Source organism: Thalassospira sp. MCCC 1A02491 (assembly GCF_001613785.1).
Lineage (GTDB): Bacteria > Pseudomonadota > Alphaproteobacteria > Rhodospirillales > Thalassospiraceae > Thalassospira > Thalassospira povalilytica.
Genome location: NZ_LPVX01000002.1, coordinates 100,519 through 119,104 on the forward strand (window position 1 = coordinate 100,519; position 18,586 = coordinate 119,104).

General features: G+C 55.2%; 16 protein-coding genes. 6 read left to right on the forward strand and 10 right to left on the reverse strand.

All coding sequences use genetic code 11. The features are described from left to right. Window positions 1-3 precede the first annotated feature (3 nt). Window positions 4-309, reverse strand: coding sequence for an STAS domain-containing protein (locus tag AUQ42_RS01060; protein WP_068517097.1), 306 nt, complete (start codon window positions 307-309; stop codon window positions 4-6). 168 nt (window positions 310-477) lie between these two features. Here AUQ42_RS01060 and AUQ42_RS01065 point away from each other — a divergent pair, with 168 nt between their 5' ends. Next, window positions 478-2,076 (forward strand): sigma-54 dependent transcriptional regulator, encoded by a 1,599-nt coding sequence (locus AUQ42_RS01065; RefSeq protein ID WP_068517098.1) that lies wholly within the window; start codon window positions 478-480, stop codon window positions 2,074-2,076. A 46-nt stretch (window positions 2,077-2,122) separates the two neighbouring features. Here the strand turns inward: AUQ42_RS01065 and cobD are convergent, their stop codons facing one another. Continuing rightward, entirely contained in the window at window positions 2,123-3,199 is a 1,077-nt protein-coding gene (cobD, locus tag AUQ42_RS01070; RefSeq protein WP_231856640.1) for a threonine-phosphate decarboxylase CobD, read from the reverse strand. A 142-nt stretch (window positions 3,200-3,341) separates the two neighbouring features. Here cobD and AUQ42_RS01075 point away from each other — a divergent pair, with 142 nt between their 5' ends. Both AUQ42_RS01075 and AUQ42_RS01080 read left to right on the forward strand, forming a co-directional pair. Continuing rightward, on the forward strand, window positions 3,342-4,217 hold the full coding sequence (locus tag AUQ42_RS01075) for a phytanoyl-CoA dioxygenase family protein (RefSeq protein ID WP_068517100.1): 876 nt from the start codon (window positions 3,342-3,344) through the stop codon (window positions 4,215-4,217). Window positions 4,218-4,348: 131 nt separating this feature from the next. After that, window positions 4,349-4,690, forward strand: a complete 342-nt coding sequence (locus AUQ42_RS01080; RefSeq protein ID WP_068517101.1) for an Hpt domain-containing protein — start codon at window positions 4,349-4,351, stop codon at window positions 4,688-4,690. A 124-nt stretch (window positions 4,691-4,814) separates the two neighbouring features. Here the strand turns inward: AUQ42_RS01080 and AUQ42_RS01085 are convergent, their stop codons facing one another. Next, complete coding sequence (locus AUQ42_RS01085; RefSeq protein ID WP_068517172.1) at window positions 4,815-5,966, reverse strand: Xaa-Pro peptidase family protein; 1,152 nt, start codon at window positions 5,964-5,966, stop codon at window positions 4,815-4,817. Between the two features lie 291 nt (window positions 5,967-6,257). Here AUQ42_RS01085 and AUQ42_RS15580 point away from each other — a divergent pair, with 291 nt between their 5' ends. The 3 genes from AUQ42_RS15580 (at window position 6,258) to AUQ42_RS01095 (ending at window position 9,407) form a co-directional block, all read left to right on the forward strand. Further along, window positions 6,258-6,455: a hypothetical protein gene (locus tag AUQ42_RS15580; RefSeq protein ID WP_082817667.1), complete on the forward strand. Its 198-nt coding sequence runs from the start codon at window positions 6,258-6,260 to the stop codon at window positions 6,453-6,455. Between the two features lie 349 nt (window positions 6,456-6,804). Further along, a complete protein-coding gene (locus tag AUQ42_RS01090) occupies window positions 6,805-7,893 on the forward strand; it encodes an ABC transporter substrate-binding protein (RefSeq protein WP_231856641.1) in 1,089 nt (362 codons plus the stop codon). 47 nt (window positions 7,894-7,940) lie between these two features. Beyond that, on the forward strand, window positions 7,941-9,407 hold the full coding sequence (locus tag AUQ42_RS01095) for a GGDEF domain-containing protein (RefSeq protein ID WP_068517102.1): 1,467 nt from the start codon (window positions 7,941-7,943) through the stop codon (window positions 9,405-9,407). Window positions 9,408-9,441: 34 nt separating this feature from the next. Here AUQ42_RS01095 and rodA read toward each other — a convergent pair whose 3' ends face one another. The 7 genes from rodA to AUQ42_RS01130 all read right to left on the reverse strand — a co-directional run bounded on the left by rodA (window position 9,442) and on the right by AUQ42_RS01130 (window position 18,236). After that, a complete protein-coding gene (rodA, locus tag AUQ42_RS01100; protein WP_068517103.1) occupies window positions 9,442-10,605 on the reverse strand; it encodes a rod shape-determining protein RodA in 1,164 nt (387 codons plus the stop codon). A 3-nt stretch (window positions 10,606-10,608) separates the two neighbouring features. After that, window positions 10,609-12,495 (reverse strand): penicillin-binding protein 2, encoded by a 1,887-nt coding sequence (mrdA, locus tag AUQ42_RS01105; protein ID WP_228195764.1) that lies wholly within the window; start codon window positions 12,493-12,495, stop codon window positions 10,609-10,611. Between the two features lie 199 nt (window positions 12,496-12,694). Then, window positions 12,695-13,210 carry a rod shape-determining protein MreD gene (gene mreD, locus AUQ42_RS01110; RefSeq protein WP_068517105.1) on the reverse strand — a complete coding sequence of 172 codons (516 nt, stop codon included), beginning with the start codon at window positions 13,208-13,210 and terminating at the stop codon, window positions 12,695-12,697. Then, complete coding sequence (gene mreC, locus AUQ42_RS01115) at window positions 13,207-14,199, reverse strand: rod shape-determining protein MreC (protein WP_068517106.1); 993 nt, start codon at window positions 14,197-14,199, stop codon at window positions 13,207-13,209. The genes mreD and mreC overlap by 4 nt, the downstream gene beginning before the upstream one ends. Window positions 14,200-14,322: 123 nt before the next feature. Further along, window positions 14,323-15,363 (reverse strand): rod shape-determining protein, encoded by a 1,041-nt coding sequence (locus AUQ42_RS01120; RefSeq protein WP_008892088.1) that lies wholly within the window; start codon window positions 15,361-15,363, stop codon window positions 14,323-14,325. 182 nt (window positions 15,364-15,545) lie between these two features. Then, window positions 15,546-16,676 carry a S9 family peptidase gene (locus AUQ42_RS01125; RefSeq protein WP_231856642.1) on the reverse strand — a complete coding sequence of 377 codons (1,131 nt, stop codon included), beginning with the start codon at window positions 16,674-16,676 and terminating at the stop codon, window positions 15,546-15,548. Window positions 16,677-16,685: 9 nt separating this feature from the next. Continuing rightward, window positions 16,686-18,236: a 2-isopropylmalate synthase gene (locus tag AUQ42_RS01130; protein WP_068517107.1), complete on the reverse strand. Its 1,551-nt coding sequence runs from the start codon at window positions 18,234-18,236 to the stop codon at window positions 16,686-16,688. Window positions 18,237-18,586: the final 350 nt, after the last annotated feature.

Genomic DNA, 18,586 nt, shown 5'->3' on the forward strand with positions numbered 1-18,586 from the left:
ATCTTAGTCTTCCAATTTGAACAAAGTATCGAAGCGGGCGACTTCAAGCATGCGCTTGACCTGTCCCTGTGCGCCGCGAATGACCACGGATGTGTTGGTCTTTTCGCCTTCGTCACGGGCAAGCAGCAGCATGCCAAGGCCTGCGGAATCGATGAATTCCACACCGGCAACGTCGAGGACATAGGTGTCCGAGCCGTGCGGGCGGATCTCTTCGATCAGTTTGCGAAAACTGGAATGGTCACCAAATGTAAAACGACCACTAAGTTCAACTTTTGTGGTCCCGTTAGCGGTTTCTGTCTTGTAGTTCAAAATTGGTACTCCTGGTGGCAGGTAACGGCGTAAAAACTATGCCTTTTTTAACCTTAGTCTGATTGTGTATGCTTTAGGAAGCCACTGCAAGAATGTTAGCAGTTGTGACGAACACAGCTCTATCGGTATGTTGGGCCATAGTGGCTATATCGGGACATGAACACGAAAATGCCAGATCAGGCACGCATTGTAATTGTGGAAGATACATTGTCGCTTGCGCGTGTGTATCAAGACTACCTGCGTGCGGATGGTCATCTGGTTGATCATGTGGTCAATGGCACGGATGCGATTGAACGATTGCGTCAAAACCCGCCCGATGTTCTGGTTCTTGATCTTGTTCTGCCTGACATGGACGGGCGTGACGTGTTGCGCAGTGCTGCCCAGATTTGCCCGGATTGCAAAATAGTCGTCATCACCGCGCACGGGTCGGTCAATGTTGCGGTCGAAGCCATGCGCGAAGGGGCATGGGACTTTTTGTTAAAGCCGTTTACTGCCGACAAATTGCGTGAAACCGTGACCAAGGCATTGGCCGGTGCGCCGTCCATTCCAGATGGGCCTGATGTGGACCTTGCCGGGGCGGACACCGACGAGATGTATTTTGACATCATCGGCGGGTCGGACAATATGCGCGACATTTATCGCATCATTGAAAATGCCGCACCAAGCCGCGCGACCGTGTTCATTACCGGTGAATCGGGTACGGGCAAGGAACTTGCTGCCGAAGCCATTCACAGGCGATCAGAACGTTCCAAGGAACCGTTCATACCGCTGAACTGTGGTGCCATTCCCAAGGACCTGATGGAAAGCGAGATTTTCGGTCACGTCAAAGGGGCCTTTACCGGTGCGGTTTCCGACCGAGAAGGTGCGGCACACCGGGCCGAAGGCGGTACACTGTTTCTGGATGAAATCTGTGAGATGGATCTGGATCTTCAGACCAAGCTTCTGCGTTTCATCCAGACCGGCACATTCCAGAAAGTCGGTGGCAGTTCGATTGAAACGGTCGATGTGCGGTTTGTCTGTGCGACCAACCGTGATCCACTTGAAGAAGTGCGTGCCGGGCGGTTCCGTGAAGATCTTTATTACCGTCTTCATGTGATTCCGCTTCATATGCCACCCTTGCGTGATCGCGATAACGACATTCTTCAGATCGCCAATTTCTATCTTCAGCGCTACACCCGCGAAGAAGGCCGTGACTTCGAACAGTTCAGTCCGGAAGTATCCGCCCTGTTTGCGCGCTATACCTGGCCCGGAAATATCCGGCAGCTGCAAAACATCATCCGAAATATCGTTGTTTTGAATAACGGTACCGAAGTCACCCTTGCCATGGTGCCGCGCCCGGTCAATAGCGGGACCGAGGATGACCGTTTCGGGTCTGCGACAATCGAAGCCCCGCCGCCCCATCCGGTGGTCTCGCGTGATTCCGGGGGAAGTGGTCGGCTGTGGGAAGGCGATCCCGAGGCGCTGGCCTTTCTGGCCGGGGCGCGCCAGATGCGCAAGGTTGTTGAAAACCACCAGTCAGACAAAAGCAGCCAGCTTGTCGGCACCAACGGTGCATCGAATGACCGCATGAGCATGCCGTCGCAAGGTCTCGGCGCGCCGGGGCTGGGGTTTGGTGAAATCCGGCCGCTTTGGCAGGTGGAAAAACAGGCGATTGAAGAAGCCATCGAACGTTGTGGCGGGTCCATTCCGCGCGCCGCCGATGCGCTTGGCGTCAGCCCATCAACGATTTACCGTAAAAAACAATCCTGGGAAGAAAACGGTCTGTAAGACATTTGCGACCGCGACAGGTCAGAAGCGGCGCAAAGCTTTGCCGTCATGAACGATCCTGCCAGTCGTCAAGTGCGCTGATCAGGCGTTGCCAGTCATCTGACGTACCGGGAAAGCCAAACCGGATCTTGGCGCGGTCGTGATCAAACAGCCGGACGAGAATGGCGCGCCGCGCCAGATGATCCGCCAGTTCGGCACAGTCGCCGCCATCATAATAGCGAAACAGATCGGACGCCCCGCAAAGGGCAAACGACGTTTTGGTCGTAACTTCCCGATCCAGTCGCAGACCATCGGCATGCAGGCGTTGTCTGGTTCCTTGCTGCCAGTCTGTATCGGCAAATGCCCGGGTGGCAATTGTCATTGTCGGGCCGGGAATGGCCCATGGGCCAATGCGTTCGCTTAGCGATGTGACCAGATCGGGGGCCATAACAACACACCCCAACCGGATACCGGCCAGTCCGAAAAACTTGCCAAAGGAACGCAGCACCAATGTATGGGGTAAATCAGAGATCATCGGGCAGACCGACTGTTCGGGCTGACAATCCATAAAGGCTTCATCAATGATCAGCCAGCTATCGGCCAGCTGCGCAAGCCGGGATAGTTCGCAGATATCCTGTACCGGGATAAGACCGCCATCGGGATTGTTCGGATTGACAATGATGATGACGGTGCCCGGACCTGCCGATGAAAGCAGATGTTTTGCATGATCAAGACGCGCATCGGCCGCGGTTTCATGGATATGGCAGATGTGACCGGCCCGGTCCCAGCAACGCGCATGTTCGCCATAGGTCGGCCCCATGATATGCACGGCAGACACTTCGACATGATCCCTGATCCAGAACGGGATTGTCTGGATCAGCGCCTGGGTCCCCGGTGCGCAGGCAAGGTAAGCCGGATCGGGGATGCCGTAATATGCACAGGCGGCATCACCAAGGGCTGCCAGTTCGGATGCCAGTGGCAGGCGTTGCCACTGAATGGCGGGGATGTCATCAACCTGATAGGGGCATGGATTGATCCCGGTGGACAGATCAAGCCATTCTTTGGCCGGAATGCCGTATTTGCGTGCAGCAGCATCAATGGCGCCACCATGATTGATGGGCGTGGGCGTCCGGGATGATGTCATGTTGGGTGCCATTGAAAGAGCCAAACTCGTTTTTGAACCGGCAAACCAGTGCCACAGACCGTTTTGCCATGGCCGAAGGGGACTTGCCAATAGGGCGGGTGCTGCGTATCGTCCGGCCACCTTCAATACCGGACATTTGTCGATGATCACACCGAAAAACGCCATGCTGCCCGAACAGTGGCAAAAGCTTAATCCGCAATTGTCGATTTCTGATGGCGCACCAATCGGTCACGCGGTCGAGGAAATCGGGGTGCGTGATGGCGGGTTTGATGGTGGTGTGCTTTCAGACCGTTTCTGGGACGAGGGATATTTCCTGATCGAGAATGTTCTGCCGGTTGCCGAACTTGCCAAATTGCGTGACGGGATCGAAACCCTTGTTGCCAACGGCATGTCGCCCGCGCTGATCTATCTGTATGACGAGGCATGGGAGGTGTTTTTGCGCCTGCGCCCGTTGCTTAGTCATTTTCTGGGCGACCGGATTGCGTTGTTGCCGCATTTCTGGGCCTGGCATGTTGATCCGGGCGAAGGCGGGCGCGGCTGGCCGCCCCATCGCGATTATCAGGGCGAAAGCGTCATTGGCGATGACATGCTGATCAGTCTTTCACTGTGGGTGCCACTGAGCAAGGCAAGCCCGGAAAACGGCTGTATGTACGTATTGCCGCGTTGTTTCGAAAGGTGTTATGGTGCACCGATAATGAAACCGCAAGACGTTTTGTTGCAGGATGTCAGGGCGTTACCAGCCGAACCCGGGGCGGTGATGGGATGGCGGCAGGATTTGTATCATTGGGGTGGTCGGGCCAGCAAACATGCCACCGAACCACGGATCAGTCTTTCGCTGGAATTCCAGAATGCGGCCTTTGACCCGCTTGCCGAGGAGCTTCTTAGTCTTGAATGTCCGCCGGCCTTTGACAAACGGCTTGTGCTGATTGCGAGCCAGTTCGAAAAATACCGGCATATGCAGGCCATAGACGACGCCACGGTAAACTGGGCGAAAGCGGTGCTGGAACATGCATCATGATGCCGCGGGGATGCGGTATCGATATGGGCGGTGATCCGGTTCATGGTCGGATGCAGTATCAATAATGTAGCGTCCCGGATATCGGGGATGTGTACGGTCTGAAACCACGACTTGTGACGAAAGATACATGAATGGATCTGATCGATAAAAGCCGGTTCGCAGAAGTCAGTTCAGCATTGGGCACAGAACATTTTGGGATGCTGGTCGGGTTGCTGAGCTCATCCTATCAGGAAGAACGCGCGCGACTGGTGAGTGCGGCAAGCAATCATGACAGCAAAGCCCTGCACGAAGCGGCCCACACCATCAAGGGGATGGCGGCAAATATGGCGGCAGCCAAACTTGCCGAAGAAGCCCGCCGCCTTGAAGGATATGACGGCGCCTTTGGCGACGAGATCAATGCAAGGATTGCCGAACTCGACAAGACGGCCGATGACACGGTTGTGGCCATGAAGGCCGAACTTGGCCTGATCTAGGCCTGATCCCAGCCTGATAAAGATGGCGCGTGGGCGCTAATGTCAGAGCGATATCAGATCGGCATAGCGACTGGACAGAAAATGCAAAGGGCAACCCGATACAGGTTGCCCTTTGTTTTCATGATCAACGCGTGATCAGATCAAGGCCATGGCGCGATACGCTGTCATTGCCGGTTTCGGTGACAATGACCGAATGGCCCGGGCACATGGCAATTCCGCTTTCGCTGTCCATCAGGATCATGTGCAGGAAGTATACCATGCCCGGTTCGGCAATCACCGGGTTGCCGTGATAGAACATCGGCCAGTCCATCCAGTTCGGGGCAAAGGTCGTGCCCATCGAATAGCCACAGGCATTGAGCCGGTGGGCGCGCATTCCGGCCTGATCACAGACCTTGGCATAGGCATCAAACACCTTGCCGATCGGCTCACCGGGGCGAAGCGCCTCGCGGCAGGCAACCAGCGCATCGGTTGCTACCTTGTGCATTTCAATATGACGGGGCAGGGCTTTGCCAACCGGGATGGTGCGCATCATCGCCGCATGATAGTGCCGATAGGCACCCGCCCATTCCAAAGTGATCTGGTCGGTCTGGGCGATATGTTTGCGTCCGGTGAAATACCGGCACAACAAGGCATCGCGCCCGGCACCGATAATGAATTCATTGCCCGGATAATCCCCGCCGCCTGCGAAAATAGCGCCCTGCATCGCCGCCAGAATATCGCCTTCGAATGCGCCGGGATGAACCGTATCAAGCGCAGCATCCCATGCGTCATCAGCCAGTTCGGCTGCCTTGCGGATATAATCAAGTTCGGCCGGGCTTTTGACGACGCGCAATTCGGAAACCAGTCCCGATGCATCTTGAAGTGTACAAAAGCCGTCCAGCGCGGTTTCAAGCTTTTTGCCATTGGCCGCGGTCAGGCCATAGGCCTCATACTCGACACCAAGGGTTTTGCCGCCACAGCCGAATTCAGCCAGCATGTCGCGCAACTGGAAGGCCGGATTGACGTCAGGGCCATCGACCCAGATGCGGATATCGTCGATATCGGATGTATGCTGTGCCTGTCGCAGATCAGGTGCCCGCGTAATTAGCGCAACCCGACCGTCAACACCAAGATACAGGCACTGGAAAAACACATAGCCGAATGTGTCATACCCGGTCAGGTAAAACATGCTTTCCTGACGGAACATCAACAGCCCGTCGAGACCGGCCTTTTCGAGTTTTTCAATTGTTCGTGCGCGGCGGTTTGCCAGTTCCTGGCGTTCAAAATGCAATGCCATATGACACATCCCTGATCAGTGTTTTGTTCGATGCTATCAGAGATTTCAGGGCCTCCCAACAGAAATGACATTTCAACAGCAAAGTGGCGATAAATTGTGATTGTGGAGATGTTCCCGATACTTATTTTTCGTTCCATATCAGGGGTATGCCGCACATTTCCGGGAAAAACCGGGCAGGGGGAATAGAAATTCTTCCAAACTCTCCTACATGAAATGTTACGGCACTTTTACAGTTTCGGGGGGAAAGCACTGTGCCGAGATCGCTTGGACCGTCCCATAAAGGAGGCAAGAGTGGCGAGCTTTAACAGACTCTCGAAGTCAGAACGGGAAACATCCACGTTTCGTCCCTATCGAAAGCCGGACTTCAACAAATGGCGCCGGGATGATCTTTATCATCTTGCTCAGCAGCAAGGGATCGAAGATCGCGCCAACATGTCCAACGAGGAACTTGCCCGTGCACTTAGCCGTGCACAATCGGGTTCCCCGTAAGAGTCCCGCCCTTTAACGTCTAAATCGCGTACTGTCGGGCTGTTTCAGCCTGTTTCGTGCGGTGGACAAGATGATTATTCATCTATCCGCCGACAGTACCGTTTTGACGGTTTGTCATGTGCAAACAACAACTTGGATGGACTGCCAGATCAGGAAGATGTGGCAGTCATCATAATATTATAGGTATTCTAAATTAAATTCGCGCAGATCATTTGACCTTTGAAGCGAAATTCACTATCCGGTCGTATGGATTGCTGAAATACGGTTTTGGCTGTGGCAGCGTTTCTTCGGGGAATGAGAAGTGCATAGGTTGTTTTGGGCTCTGCTTGGGGTCGGTTTATTGTGTGTTGTGGCAGCGCCATTAAAAACAAACGCACAACAAAATGGGGATCAGTCCGACCACATTCGTGTGGCCTTTATCAATCCGGGCTATGGTGATCGCGGGTTCTGGAAAGATGTTCGCGACACCATGCAGGCCGCAGCCGATCAGTTCGGCTATGAGCTGACGGTTTTTGACAGTGATCGTGACTGGAAAATGATGGTCGAAAGTGCCGAGCAGGCCTTTGCCATGCAACCACCCCCCGATTACATCATCGCGGTCAATGAACATCAGCAAGGAACGCGCATCGTTCTCGAAGCCGAAAAGCGCGGCATTCCGGTGATCATGCTGCTGAATGATCTTACCCAGGAACAGAAATACACCTATGGCACCCCGCGCAAGGATATCAAAAACTGGATCCTGACGCTGACACCCGATAACGAACGCGCGGGCTATGATATTGCCCAGTCGCTGATTGATGGCGCGCGCCTGGCACAAGGGGACGCGATGCCCCAGACACTGTGTCTGTTGTCAATTGCCGGGGACCGCAACACCCCGGCATCCTTGCAACGCCTTAAGGGGCTTGATCACGCACTTAGCCGTTATCCGGTGTTGCGCGAACAGCGCCGTATCGTTGCGAACTGGTCATATGACGAAGCATTCCGCCAGACCGAGGCGTGGATAAAGCGCGGTGGCTGCATTGATGCGGTATGGGCGGCAAACGATAATATCGCCCTTGGCGCGATCGCCGCATTGAAAGAAGCTGGTCGGGTTCCGGGCAAGGATGTTTTTGTCGGTGGCCTTAACTGGTCAACAGAGGGCCTTGATGCCGTAACCGATGGCGAGATGACGTTGACCCATGGCGGGCATTTTTTTGCCGGTGCCTGGGTGATGGTTTTGTTGCATGATTACGTCAATGGCGTTGAATTTCTGAAAGACCATCCCGAAATAACGTTTAGAATGGAAGCTGTTACGCGCGAAAATATGGCTGACTTTAATGACATATTGTTCACGCGCGACTGGGATAAAGTTGATTTTTCCCGGTTTAGTCTTGTCAACGCGCCCGTGGGGGCAGAATATCGGTTTGGGCTTTTGTCGCACGACAAAGAACATAATTAACTGAAAGCCCAAAAATCAGGACCACTTAAAAGTGAGGGAATGCAGGCTTGGCTAGGCAATCGGACGAAGATGATAACGATGCGCTGGCCAGCCTGAAACTGGGAAGTACAATTGCCGCCCGGCAATTGAAATATTCCCTGTTGCTTGCTGTTGGTCTTGGTTTGCTGATCGTTGCATTTCGCGGATATCAGGATTATCGCTGGCTTGCCGAGATCTATCAGCAGGGCAATCAGCGCGTGACCGCATCCAACGTGCCGGTCGCTGTGCAGGCACTTCAGAAACGTGACCTTGACCTTGCCGATGTGATGGTTGGCGGCATGATGAGCCAGCGGTCCATTCAGCGCGTCACACTGATGACATCCGACGGTGATGTCTTCTATGAAAGACGCCGCGCGGCGGGGGAAATTCCGAGCAGTCATTGGGCCGAAAAACTGTTTGGCGGTTTGCAAACCATCAGCGTGCCTGTGCGCGACCCTGATGTCGAACCCGCCACCGTCATGGGCGAAATGATCATTGAATTCAGCCCGCAGGTTTTTGTCACCGCCCTGTTTTCGCGTCTGTCCTGGTCATTCCTTGCGACCATGATACTGGCAGTATTGATGGCCATCGTCTTTGCGGGCCTGAGCTATTATATCTTTTCGCGCCCGCTGGTGCGTCTTGGCAACTATCTGGTCAAATCCGACCCGACTGATGAGTCCAAGCCGATGGAGATGCCGCCATATCACCGGCATGATGATGAAATCCAGTTGCTGGGGTCTGTCACGGTCGGTCTGTTTGGCATGATCCGCGGGCAACTGGGGCAGCTGCGCAAGGCACGCGACGAACTGCTTGATGCCAATGTCAATCTTGAGGCCCGCGTCGCTGCGCGAACCGAAGAATTGAATGCGGCAATGAAAAAGCTCGAAGTGCTGGCCTCGACCGATCCGCTGACCGGTTTGCCAAACCGTCGGTCCTATCTGGCGCGGTTTGAAGAAGCGATTTCTGTCTGGCGTCGCCGCGACACGCCGGTTTCGATCATTCTGCTCGATATTGACCGCTTCAAGGCGTTTAACGACACACACGGGCATCAGGCCGGTGATGCGGTTCTGGTCGAGCTGGCCAAAGTAATGCAGTCAAACCTGCGTGACATTGATCTGCCGGCCCGAATGGGCGGTGAAGAATTCGCTGTTCTATTACCCGGTGAAGAAATCGAAGGGGCGATGAAGCTGGCAGAACGTCTGCGCGGGGCCTTTGAAAAGGCTGTTGTTGCGTTTGGCGGCCATGATCTGCACTTCACGGCAAGTTTCGGGATTGCGGGGCTTCCGTCATCTGCCGGCATGGCCAACCTTGATCACGAAACAACCATGCATATCGACGGGCTTAAAAGCTGGGACAGCGGCGATATATCGGCTGTGATGTACTCGCTGGCGGACAGTGCACTGTATGATGCCAAGGAAAATGGCCGAAATCGTTGTGAACCCTGCGATTTCAAGCAAATCCCCGAACATTCAAACCTGTCGGTTTCCGAAACCTGATCGCAGAACGTCGATGGCATTGACGGGCGGCGGTCTAGTTCCGGCCGTCGTCATTCCCCTGTCGGGATATGCGAATGTCGCGGTGGATTGAAACACTCATCAACAGTCCGAAACTGACCAGAATGGTCATCATCACGGTGCCGCCATACGACACCAGTGGCAATGGCACGCCGACCACCGGGATCAGCCCCATCACCATCGCGATATTGATGAAGACATACAGGAAGAAGGTCGATGTCACCCCGATCGCAACCAGACGCCCGAACTGGTTGCGACAACGCAGCGCAATCACATAGCCATAGGTAATGACCAGCGCATAAAGAGCCAGCAGCGCCAGACCACCGACAAGACCGAACTCCTCACCCAGCATGGTAAAGATAAAGTCGGTCTGCTTTTCAGGCAGGAAGTTCAGGTGGCTTTGCGACCCCAGCATGAAGCCTTTGCCAAACAGGCCGCCGGATCCCAGTGCAATCTTTGACTGGGTAATGTGATAGCCCGCACCCAGTGGATCATTTTCCGGATTAAGAAACGTCAGAACGCGGTTCTTCTGATAATCGCGCAGGAACTGCCAGCCAATCGGAATCGCGGCAAGCGCACTGCCAAGAATAAGGGCAAATTTCCACATCCGGACACCGGCCAGCCAGAAAATCACACCACCCCCGGCAATCAGCAAAAGTGCCGTTCCAAGGTCAGGCTGGCGCAACACCAGTGCCGCCGGGGCCAGCACCATCAAAAGTGGCGGGATCAAAAGGGTAATCCGACCGGAATCTTCGACCGTCAGACCGTGGAAATACCGGGCCAAAGCCAGCACCAGCGAGATCTTCATCAATTCCGATGGTTGCAACTGGAAGAAACCAAGATTGATCCAGCGTTGCGCACCCATGCCGATATCACCCTTGATTTCGACGCCAACCAGCAAAACCAGTGCAACGAAATAGGAAAAATAGGCCAGTTTCAGCCAGACACGAATATCGGTTACTGCAATCACGATCATCAGGGCGGACCCGACCGCAAAACGCATCATCTGGCGCTCGGCCCATGGCTGGAACGATCCATTGGCTGCGGAATAAAGCATGGCAAAGCCGATCCCCGACAATGCCGCGATCAACAGAACCAGTGTCCAGTTCAACAGCAACAGTCGCCGTCCGATCGGCACATAGTCCGGATCTTCACCAATGCGATATTTGCTCATGGCCATGGATCAGCCCTCATTACGGTTGTTCTGGGCTGGTCTTGGGCGCAGCTGGGCGCTGTTGGGCAAGTTGGCAGCCGATATTCCCTGACGGGCGGATTGCAGTTCCTGTGCCTTCAAAAGAAGGTCGCGGACAATCGGGCCGGCGACACTGGATCCGCCACCGCCATGTTCAACCACCACCGTGCAGGCATAGCGCGGATTGTCGACCGGGGCGAAGGCCACAAACAATGCGTGGTCGCGATATTTCCATGGCAATTCATCATTGCCCAGAACGCCCGTGGTCTGACGTTCGCGCATGGTGATACGGCGCACCTGGCTGGTGCCACTTTTGCCCGCCATTTCCATGCCCTTGATCTTGATCCGGGCGCCATGGCCGGTGCCGCGCAATTCGTTGGTCACACCGTTCATGCCGTCGCGAATACGCGCCAGATTGACACGGCTGACCTGAAGGTCGGGGAATTCTTCTGCTTCGCGGCTGGTGACACCTTCGGGTGTTACATGATCGCGTGTCAGGTGCGGTCGCACGGCCTTGCCCGATGCCAGACGTGCAGTCATGGTGCAAAGCTGAAGCGGGGTGGCCAAAACATATCCCTGACCGATCGAGGCAATCAGGGTTTCACCACCCTGCCAACGTTTGCCAAGCTGGATTTCCTTCCAGTCCTTGGTCGGGATCAGGCCGCTGCGTTCATTGGGAAGGTCAATACCGGTTTCTTCGCCCAGGCCAAGCTTGTGAGCCATGGCGGCGATCCGGTCGATGCCGATCTTTTGCGAGATTTCATAATAATAGACGTCGCAGGAATGCTTGAGCGAGTCATGCATGTTCATCCAGCCATGACCACCACGTTTCCAGCAATGGAACCGGGCATTGCCAAGATCAAGATGGCCGCTGCAGAAGAATTTCTGATTGGGCGTGATGATCCCGGCCTCAAGCCCGGCAAGGGCAACACACATCTTGAAGGTCGACCCGGGCGCATAGGTCCCGTTCACGGCCTTGTTCGACAGCGGCGCATAGGTGTTGTTGACCAGACTGTTCCAAAGCTTGTGGGAAATGCCGTTGGTAAAGGCATTCGGGTCGTAGCTTGGATGAGATGCCAGGGCCAGGACTTCGCCATTATGGATGTCCATGACAACGGCCGATGCGCTTTCCTGATCCGAAAGGCGCTGATTGGCATAGCGCTGCAATTCAAGATCAAGCGTCATGACAACCGTATTGCCGCTTTCGCCTTCTTCGCGTTCAAGTTCGCGGATCACACGGCCAAGGGCGTTGACTTCGACCTGACTGGTGCCCGCCGTTCCACGCAGGGCAAGGTCATAGACCTTTTCAACGCCGCTTTTGCCAATGGTAAAGCCCGGCAGTTCAAGCAGCGGATCACCGGTAAGTTCCTTTTCCGAAACCGCAGCAACATAGCCCAGCGTGTGGGCCAGATGCGGGCCTTCGGGATAGTCGCGTGACCGCCCGGCATCAATGATCAGTCCGGGAAGATCGGGCGCATTGACGCCAACACGGGCAACTTCATCCCAAGTCAGATTGTCGCGCACAGTCACCGGCACAAAGGACCGGCGGCGCGAAACATCGCGTTCGACCCGTTCGATGGTATCGGGGCCAAGTTCAATAATCTGATCAAGGATTTCAAGCGTGCGGCGCACATCGGGCGTCTGTTCTCGGACGATCATGATGTGATAGTTCTGCCGGTTCACGGCAAGCGGTGCGCCGAACCGGTCGGTCACAAGCCCGCGTGGCGGCGGCAACAGCCGGTGGGAAATGCGGTTTTCATCAGCCAATGTCCGGTAGCGGTCGCTTTCAAGGACCTGAAGATAGTACATTCTTGCGGCCAGCCCCGTCAGCAAAACACCCTTGCCAGCACCCAGCATAAGGGCACGTCGGGTGAACATTCTGAACCTGTCTGAATCGCGATGCCACATGGGCGAAGAATACCTGTCTTTTCTAGGCGAACCGTTGCAGTGCAAAACTGCTGATTTTTGCCCGTTTTATCCCGGTTGGAAGGGCTTGGAAATCATCTTGTTCAAGCATATCCGATAGCCGTTGCCAAAACATCAATTTTGCACGGAATTTCGAAGGACACCCGATGCCCTAAACATAGCGCAGCAGGCTGTTTTGCGCGCGCGCCAGAACCCAGGCAACAATCGGAAACAGCACAGCGGTCAGCACATAGCTGATCATGGTTGCCTTGATCGGCAACAATGCGCCAATCAGCGCGGAACTCAGCAACCACTGGATCAGCAGGGCCGGGATCGCCACCAGGGCAAAGCCCCACCACATGACGCTGAAGGGCTTGTTATGGAAAAAGCGTCCCTGACTTGCCGAGCCGGTCTGTACCAGAAGCAAAACCAGCGGGCTTACGCCAAGCGGCAACCCCATCAGAAGATCCTGAAGCAGGCCCAGCAGGAATGCGGCCACCGCTGTCAAAAGATCGGGCCGGTTCACCGACCAGTAAAACACCGCCATAAGGGCAAGCGCCGGTGATGCCGTGGACAGCAACGGTACACTGATTGGCAAAAGGTTGATCAGCAGAAGGACGAAAACGCTGAATGCCGGAAAAAGACCACGTGCGATGACGTCCAGTCGTTGCCAGACGCCGGGCTTCACGGAAGTTCCCCTGCCGGCGGTTTCTGTGCTGACGGGGCGGGTTCAGCCGGTGCTGCGGGAACCACGCCAACCCCGGCCGGAATTTCGGGCGACAGTTGGGTGGCATTGGTATTTACCGGTGCCTGGCTGTCGCGGATGCGCTTTTCGCTCAGGATACCTTGCAGGCCGTAATCGGCAACACGCAGATATTCAAGCTGATGGCGACGGAACAGCGGGGCGACACGAACGGCATTTTCCGATACCGATGACACGACACCGATCGGAATGCCCGGCGGGAATGCGCCGCCATGGCCCGATGTCAGAATGCGATCACCCGGTGCAACGGCCGCATCGGCGGTCAGGAAGGTCAGAAGCGGACGGTTGGTGTTGTCACCAGACAGGAACGCGCGGTCACGGGAGTTTTCGACAATGACCGGCACGCGCGAATTGATGTCGGTGATCAGAAGAACGCGCGATGCCTGATAACCGGCTTCTGCGACACGTCCAACCAGACCTTCGTCGGAAATAACGGCCTGTCCCTTAGCGACACCGTCACGCGAACCGGCCGAAATCATCACACTATGGGCATAGGCCCCGCCCATGTCGGCGATGACACGCGATGTCACAAGATGCAGGGCAGGCGGATTGGTGTAATGTGCAAGTTCACGCAGGCGCACATTTTCATGCGAAAGATTACGGGCGGCTTGCTGCCAGGCCAGCAATTGCTGGTTTTCACGGCGCAGGCGTTCGTTTTCTTCGTAAAGATGGGCCAGGTTGTAAATCTTGTCGGTCAGCTCGTTGATGCTGGCCGCCGGACGGGAAACAACATTCATGACCGGGGATACAAGATCGGCAGATGCCGCACGGATACGTTCAATCAGAACCGTATCGGCCTTCCCCAGAAGCATCAGCCCGAAAGCTGTGAATATCAGCAATATGAAAGCGAAGCGGTGAAGCGCCGTGCGTAACGGCGAAAAGATTCGCTGCTGCGGACCGCCATGCTGTGCCAATGTATTCCCCGCGATTTCCCAAAAGTTCGTCTTGTATCCCCAACGGGATATTCAACCATAACGAAATCACCGAGTCGCGTCCAGTACGGATACGACCCGGTGATGATATTTCAGGCCAAAATTTTAGTATGCTGTGTGCAGAACGTTGCGCAGCATCTTTTTCTCTTCGAGTGCGCGACCGGTACCCAGCGCAACACAGGAAAGAGGATCGTCAGCGATCGAAACCGGAAGGCCGGTTGCATGACGCAGGACATAATCAAGATTGCCAAGCATCGCGCCACCGCCGGTCAGGACGATGCCCTTGTCGACGATATCTGCTGCCAGTTCTGGCGGGGTCTGTTCAAGTGCGACCTTCACAGCCTCGATAATGGCTGAAACCGGTTCTGCAAGGCTTTCTGCGATCTGGCGTTCGGAAATCAGAAGTTCCTTCGGAACACCGTTCATCAGGTCGCGGCCACGGATTTCAACCGTTGCGCCATCACCATCATCGGGTGCACAGGCCGAACCGATTTCCTTCTTGATGCGCTCAGCAGTGCTTTCGCCAACCAGAAGGTTATGGGTGCGACGGATGTAAGCAATGATTGCTTCGTCCATCTTGTCGCCACCAACGCGTACCGAACGTGCATAGACGATACCGCCCAGCGACAGAACGGCAACCTCGGTGGTGCCACCGCCGATATCAACAACCATCGAGCCGGTCGGCTCGGTCACCGGAAGACCGGCACCGATTGCCGCAGCCATCGGTTCGTCAATCAGCCAGACCTTGCGTGCGCCGGCACTTTCAGCACTTTCCTGAATGGCGCGGCGTTCAACTGCGGTCGACCCGGACGGTACGCAAATGATGACTTCCGGGCTGGCAAAGTTGCGACGGTTGTGAACCTTGCGGATGAAGTGCTTGATCATTTCTTCGGCGATATGGAATTCCGCAATAACGCCGTCACGCAGCGGGCGGATCGCCTGAATGTACCCCGGGGTACGACCGAGCATCTGTTTGGCTTCTTCACCAACCGCAAGGACCTGTTTCTTGCCTTTTTCGTCGGTAATGGCCACCACGGACGGTTCGTTGAGGACGATGCCACGCCCCTTAACGTAAACCAGTGTGTTCGCGGTGCCCAAATCCACCGCCATGTCGGAGGATAAAACCCCAAGAAGCTTGGAAAACATTCCTGCCCTATGCCCCGGTTAATAGTAAAATCTTGAATGCGAATGTACCGGCTTTGATAGCGCAAGGAACAAGCCGATGCACGAATAATCTGCGCAGGGGATTGAGGAATAATTAAGGCGCGTAAATTTCCTGAAATAAGGGTGGAAAAACATGATCAGGAATATGGTCTTGGCGGATAAATTCAATTTTTTCTGTTTTTGGTGATTACCCCGGATTGGGACAGGAATTCTGTCACAATACTGACAACCTCCGGGCTTTTTTCTGGTGTGACCACTTTACGAGTCGCTTGTTTTTCAACTGTTTCACCATTTCCGATCAGCTCGAAACGGACCAATGCACGCGCAGGTGTCAGGTCGCGATCCATCCGCCATTGGCACCAGGCAGGCGGGTTGAACGGATCACCGCGCAGCGCGATAAGAAGGCTTGGCGCAAAATTGTTCATTTCCGACATGCATTGCGGGCGCAAGCCGATCAGGGCGCGAAACCGTGCTGCAAAATGTTTGGCATGACCATCACGATAAATCGCCAGTTGGGCCGCACCGCCACCATAGCCATACCCGAAAATGGCAATCCGATCCGGGTCGATGTCAGGCTGCTTTGCAAGATAATCAAGCGCGCTTAGTCCATCAAACGCCCAATAGGTCAGACCGTGTTTGGGGTTTCCAAGCGACCCTTCGCTGCAATAGGCCTGCGATGGATGGGCGCGGTTTGGTGATATCACCAGAACACCGATGCCAAGATCGCGCAGGATATTGATCCAGTCTTCCGGAAAGTGATCATCGCAATCAGGAAGGGCTACGATTGCTGGGTGGCGGTTTGCGTCGGGAATGTCCGTGCCGATCTGACGCGGGGCATAATAGATACCCGGAATATCGGCCTGCAGGCTGTTATCAATGGCGGGAAGTGTTTTCCCGGCATCCGATAACCGCTTGCGCAGTCCGCTTTGCGGATAGGGCAGGGCGGGAACCAAAACGGTGTGTGGCTGATGGTTTGTTGTGTCACTTGAAGCCTGGCTGATGGTGGTGACACAGATCGACATGGTCGCCATCACAGCAGCGATCCGTAACAGGATGTTCCCGTATCGTTTGAATGTGCCCGACATGCCATCACCTGATCCGGCTTTCTGGTCAGGATCAAGGATACCACATGGCGGCAGCGGGCAAAATAGCAGGCCGGGGCAATGCCGGTCCAACGGATCAGGATGCAATGTCGCAAGACATGGCAAACCGCGATGAACCGGGACAACCCGGCGTTCGTGACCAGCAAAGAAAAGGGGCGGCGAAAACGCCACCCCCAGTGTCTTGTCAGGCAATAAAGCCGATCAGGATGCCATGGCGTCCGGGGCGGTTTTCTTGCTTTTTTCGATCAGTTTATTCACGGCGGTCACATAGGCCATGCAGGAAGCAACAACCGTATCGGTATCGGATGCATTGCCGACAACCGTGCGGTCTTCGCCGTCAAGCTTGACGGTGACGGTGCCCTGGGCGTCGGTGCCCTCGGTTACGGCGTGAACCTGATAGAGTTTCAGGCGCCAGTCATGCGGATAGATTTCCTTGATCGCGTTGAAGGTCGCGTCAATCGGGCCGTCACCAGTGGTTTTGGCCGTGCGGATTTCACCATCGACATTCAGTTCCAGTTCCGCAGTCTGCGGACCTTTGGAACCACAGGTCACGGTCAGGCCAACGAATTTGATATGTTCGTTGTCGCGCATGCCGTCATCGACCAGTGCGACGATGTCATCGTCATAGACTTCTTTTTTCTTGTCCGCCAGATCCTTGAAGCGGGCAAAGGCATCTTCGATGGCGTTGTCGCCCAAATCGGCAAAGCCCAGCTCCTTGAGCTTTTCACGGAAGGCATGGCGACCGGAATGCTTGCCCATGACCAGGCTTGATTTGTTCAGGCCGATCGATTCCGGCTTCATGATTTCATAGGTTTCGGAATTCTTCAGGAAGCCGTCCTGATGGATGCCGCTTTCATGGGCGAAGGCGTTGGCACCAACAATCGCCTTGTTCGGTTGAACCACGAAACCGGAAACCGCTGATACCAGACGCGATGCATTCATGATCTTGGTGCTGTCGATCCCGGTGGTGAAGGGGAAGGCGTCGTTACGGGTATTGATCGCCATAACGATTTCTTCGAGTGCGGCGTTGCCTGCGCGTTCACCCAGACCGTTGATCGTGCATTCGATCTGACGGGCCCCGGCATTGACCGCCGAGATCGAGTTGGCAACCGCCATGCCCAGATCGTTATGGCAGTGAACCGACAGGATCGCCTTGTCGATATTCGGAACCCGGTTAAACAGCATGGTCATCAGATCGGCATATTCGGTCGGGGTGGTGTAACCGACCGTGTCCGGGATGTTGATGGTGGTTGCACCGGCACTGATCGCAGCTTCGACGCAACGGCACAGGAAGTCATGTTCGGTACGCGAACCGTCTTCTGCCGACCATTCGACGTCATCGGTGAATTTGCGCGCCAGGGTCACGCTTTCGATGACCTTTTCCAGAACGCGTTCCGGTTCCATCTGCAATTTGTATTTCATATGCAGCGGGCTGGTGGAAATGAACGTGTGGATACGTTTGTTTTCTGCGGGTTCCAGCGCCTCGGCAGCGCGTTCGATGTCGCCCTTGGCCGCACGGGCCAGCGAACAGATGGTCGGGCCTTTGATCTGTTTGGCGATCTCGTTGACGGACTGGAAGTCACCATTCGATGCGATGGCAAATCCGGCCTCGATCACATCGACCTTCAACTCAGCCAAGGCATTCGCCACGCGCAGCTTTTCATCAAGCGTCATCGACGCACCCGGGGACTGTTCACCGTCACGCAGGGTGGTGTCGAAAATGATGACGCGATTGTCGTTTGCACTAGCCATTATATTGTTTCCTGATCAAGCGGGCCTTGCCCGGTATGTAAATTCTGTCTGGAAGGAGTGCGGGCCGTCTGGCGCGACTTTATTCCCCTGAGCTGCGGCAAATGGATCGACAATGTGTCCTGTGATCCGGGCCGTCATATTACGCTCAGGGGCGCGTAAGTCGTAGCGAGCCTAGGGCTGCAAGACCAATAAGACCGAGTAGAAGGTTTAGGGCAGACAGCACAAAGGTGCCCGAAGCATCGGGTTCGGCGCGATCGGCATATGCATCAATGTTGCAAATGTCTGCGGTCATCGGTCTTCATCAATTGGCTTGGGTGCCAGTCTTGGCTGGCGATGTCCCCAATTTCGTC

Excerpts from the sequence above, each read along its gene's own strand:
- AUQ42_RS01080 (WP_068517101.1), top strand. The coding sequence starts at position 4,349 with ATGGATCTGATCGATAAAAGCCGGTTCGCAGAAGTCAGTTCAGCATTG.
- AUQ42_RS01075 (WP_068517100.1), top strand. The coding sequence starts at position 3,342 with ATGATCACACCGAAAAACGCCATGCTGCCCGAACAGTGGCAAAAGCTT.
- AUQ42_RS01120 (WP_008892088.1), bottom strand. The coding sequence starts at position 15,363 with ATGTTTTCCAAGCTTCTTGGGGTTTTATCCTCCGACATGGCGGTGGAT.
- AUQ42_RS01065 (WP_068517098.1), top strand. The coding sequence starts at position 478 with ATGCCAGATCAGGCACGCATTGTAATTGTGGAAGATACATTGTCGCTT.
- rodA (WP_068517103.1), bottom strand. The coding sequence starts at position 10,605 with ATGGCCATGAGCAAATATCGCATTGGTGAAGATCCGGACTATGTGCCG.
- mrdA (WP_228195764.1), bottom strand. The coding sequence starts at position 12,495 with ATGTTCACCCGACGTGCCCTTATGCTGGGTGCTGGCAAGGGTGTTTTG.
- cobD (WP_231856640.1), bottom strand. The coding sequence starts at position 3,199 with ATGACATCATCCCGGACGCCCACGCCCATCAATCATGGTGGCGCCATT.
- AUQ42_RS01085 (WP_068517172.1), bottom strand. The coding sequence starts at position 5,966 with ATGGCATTGCATTTTGAACGCCAGGAACTGGCAAACCGCCGCGCACGA.
- AUQ42_RS01130 (WP_068517107.1), bottom strand. The coding sequence starts at position 18,236 with ATGGCTAGTGCAAACGACAATCGCGTCATCATTTTCGACACCACCCTG.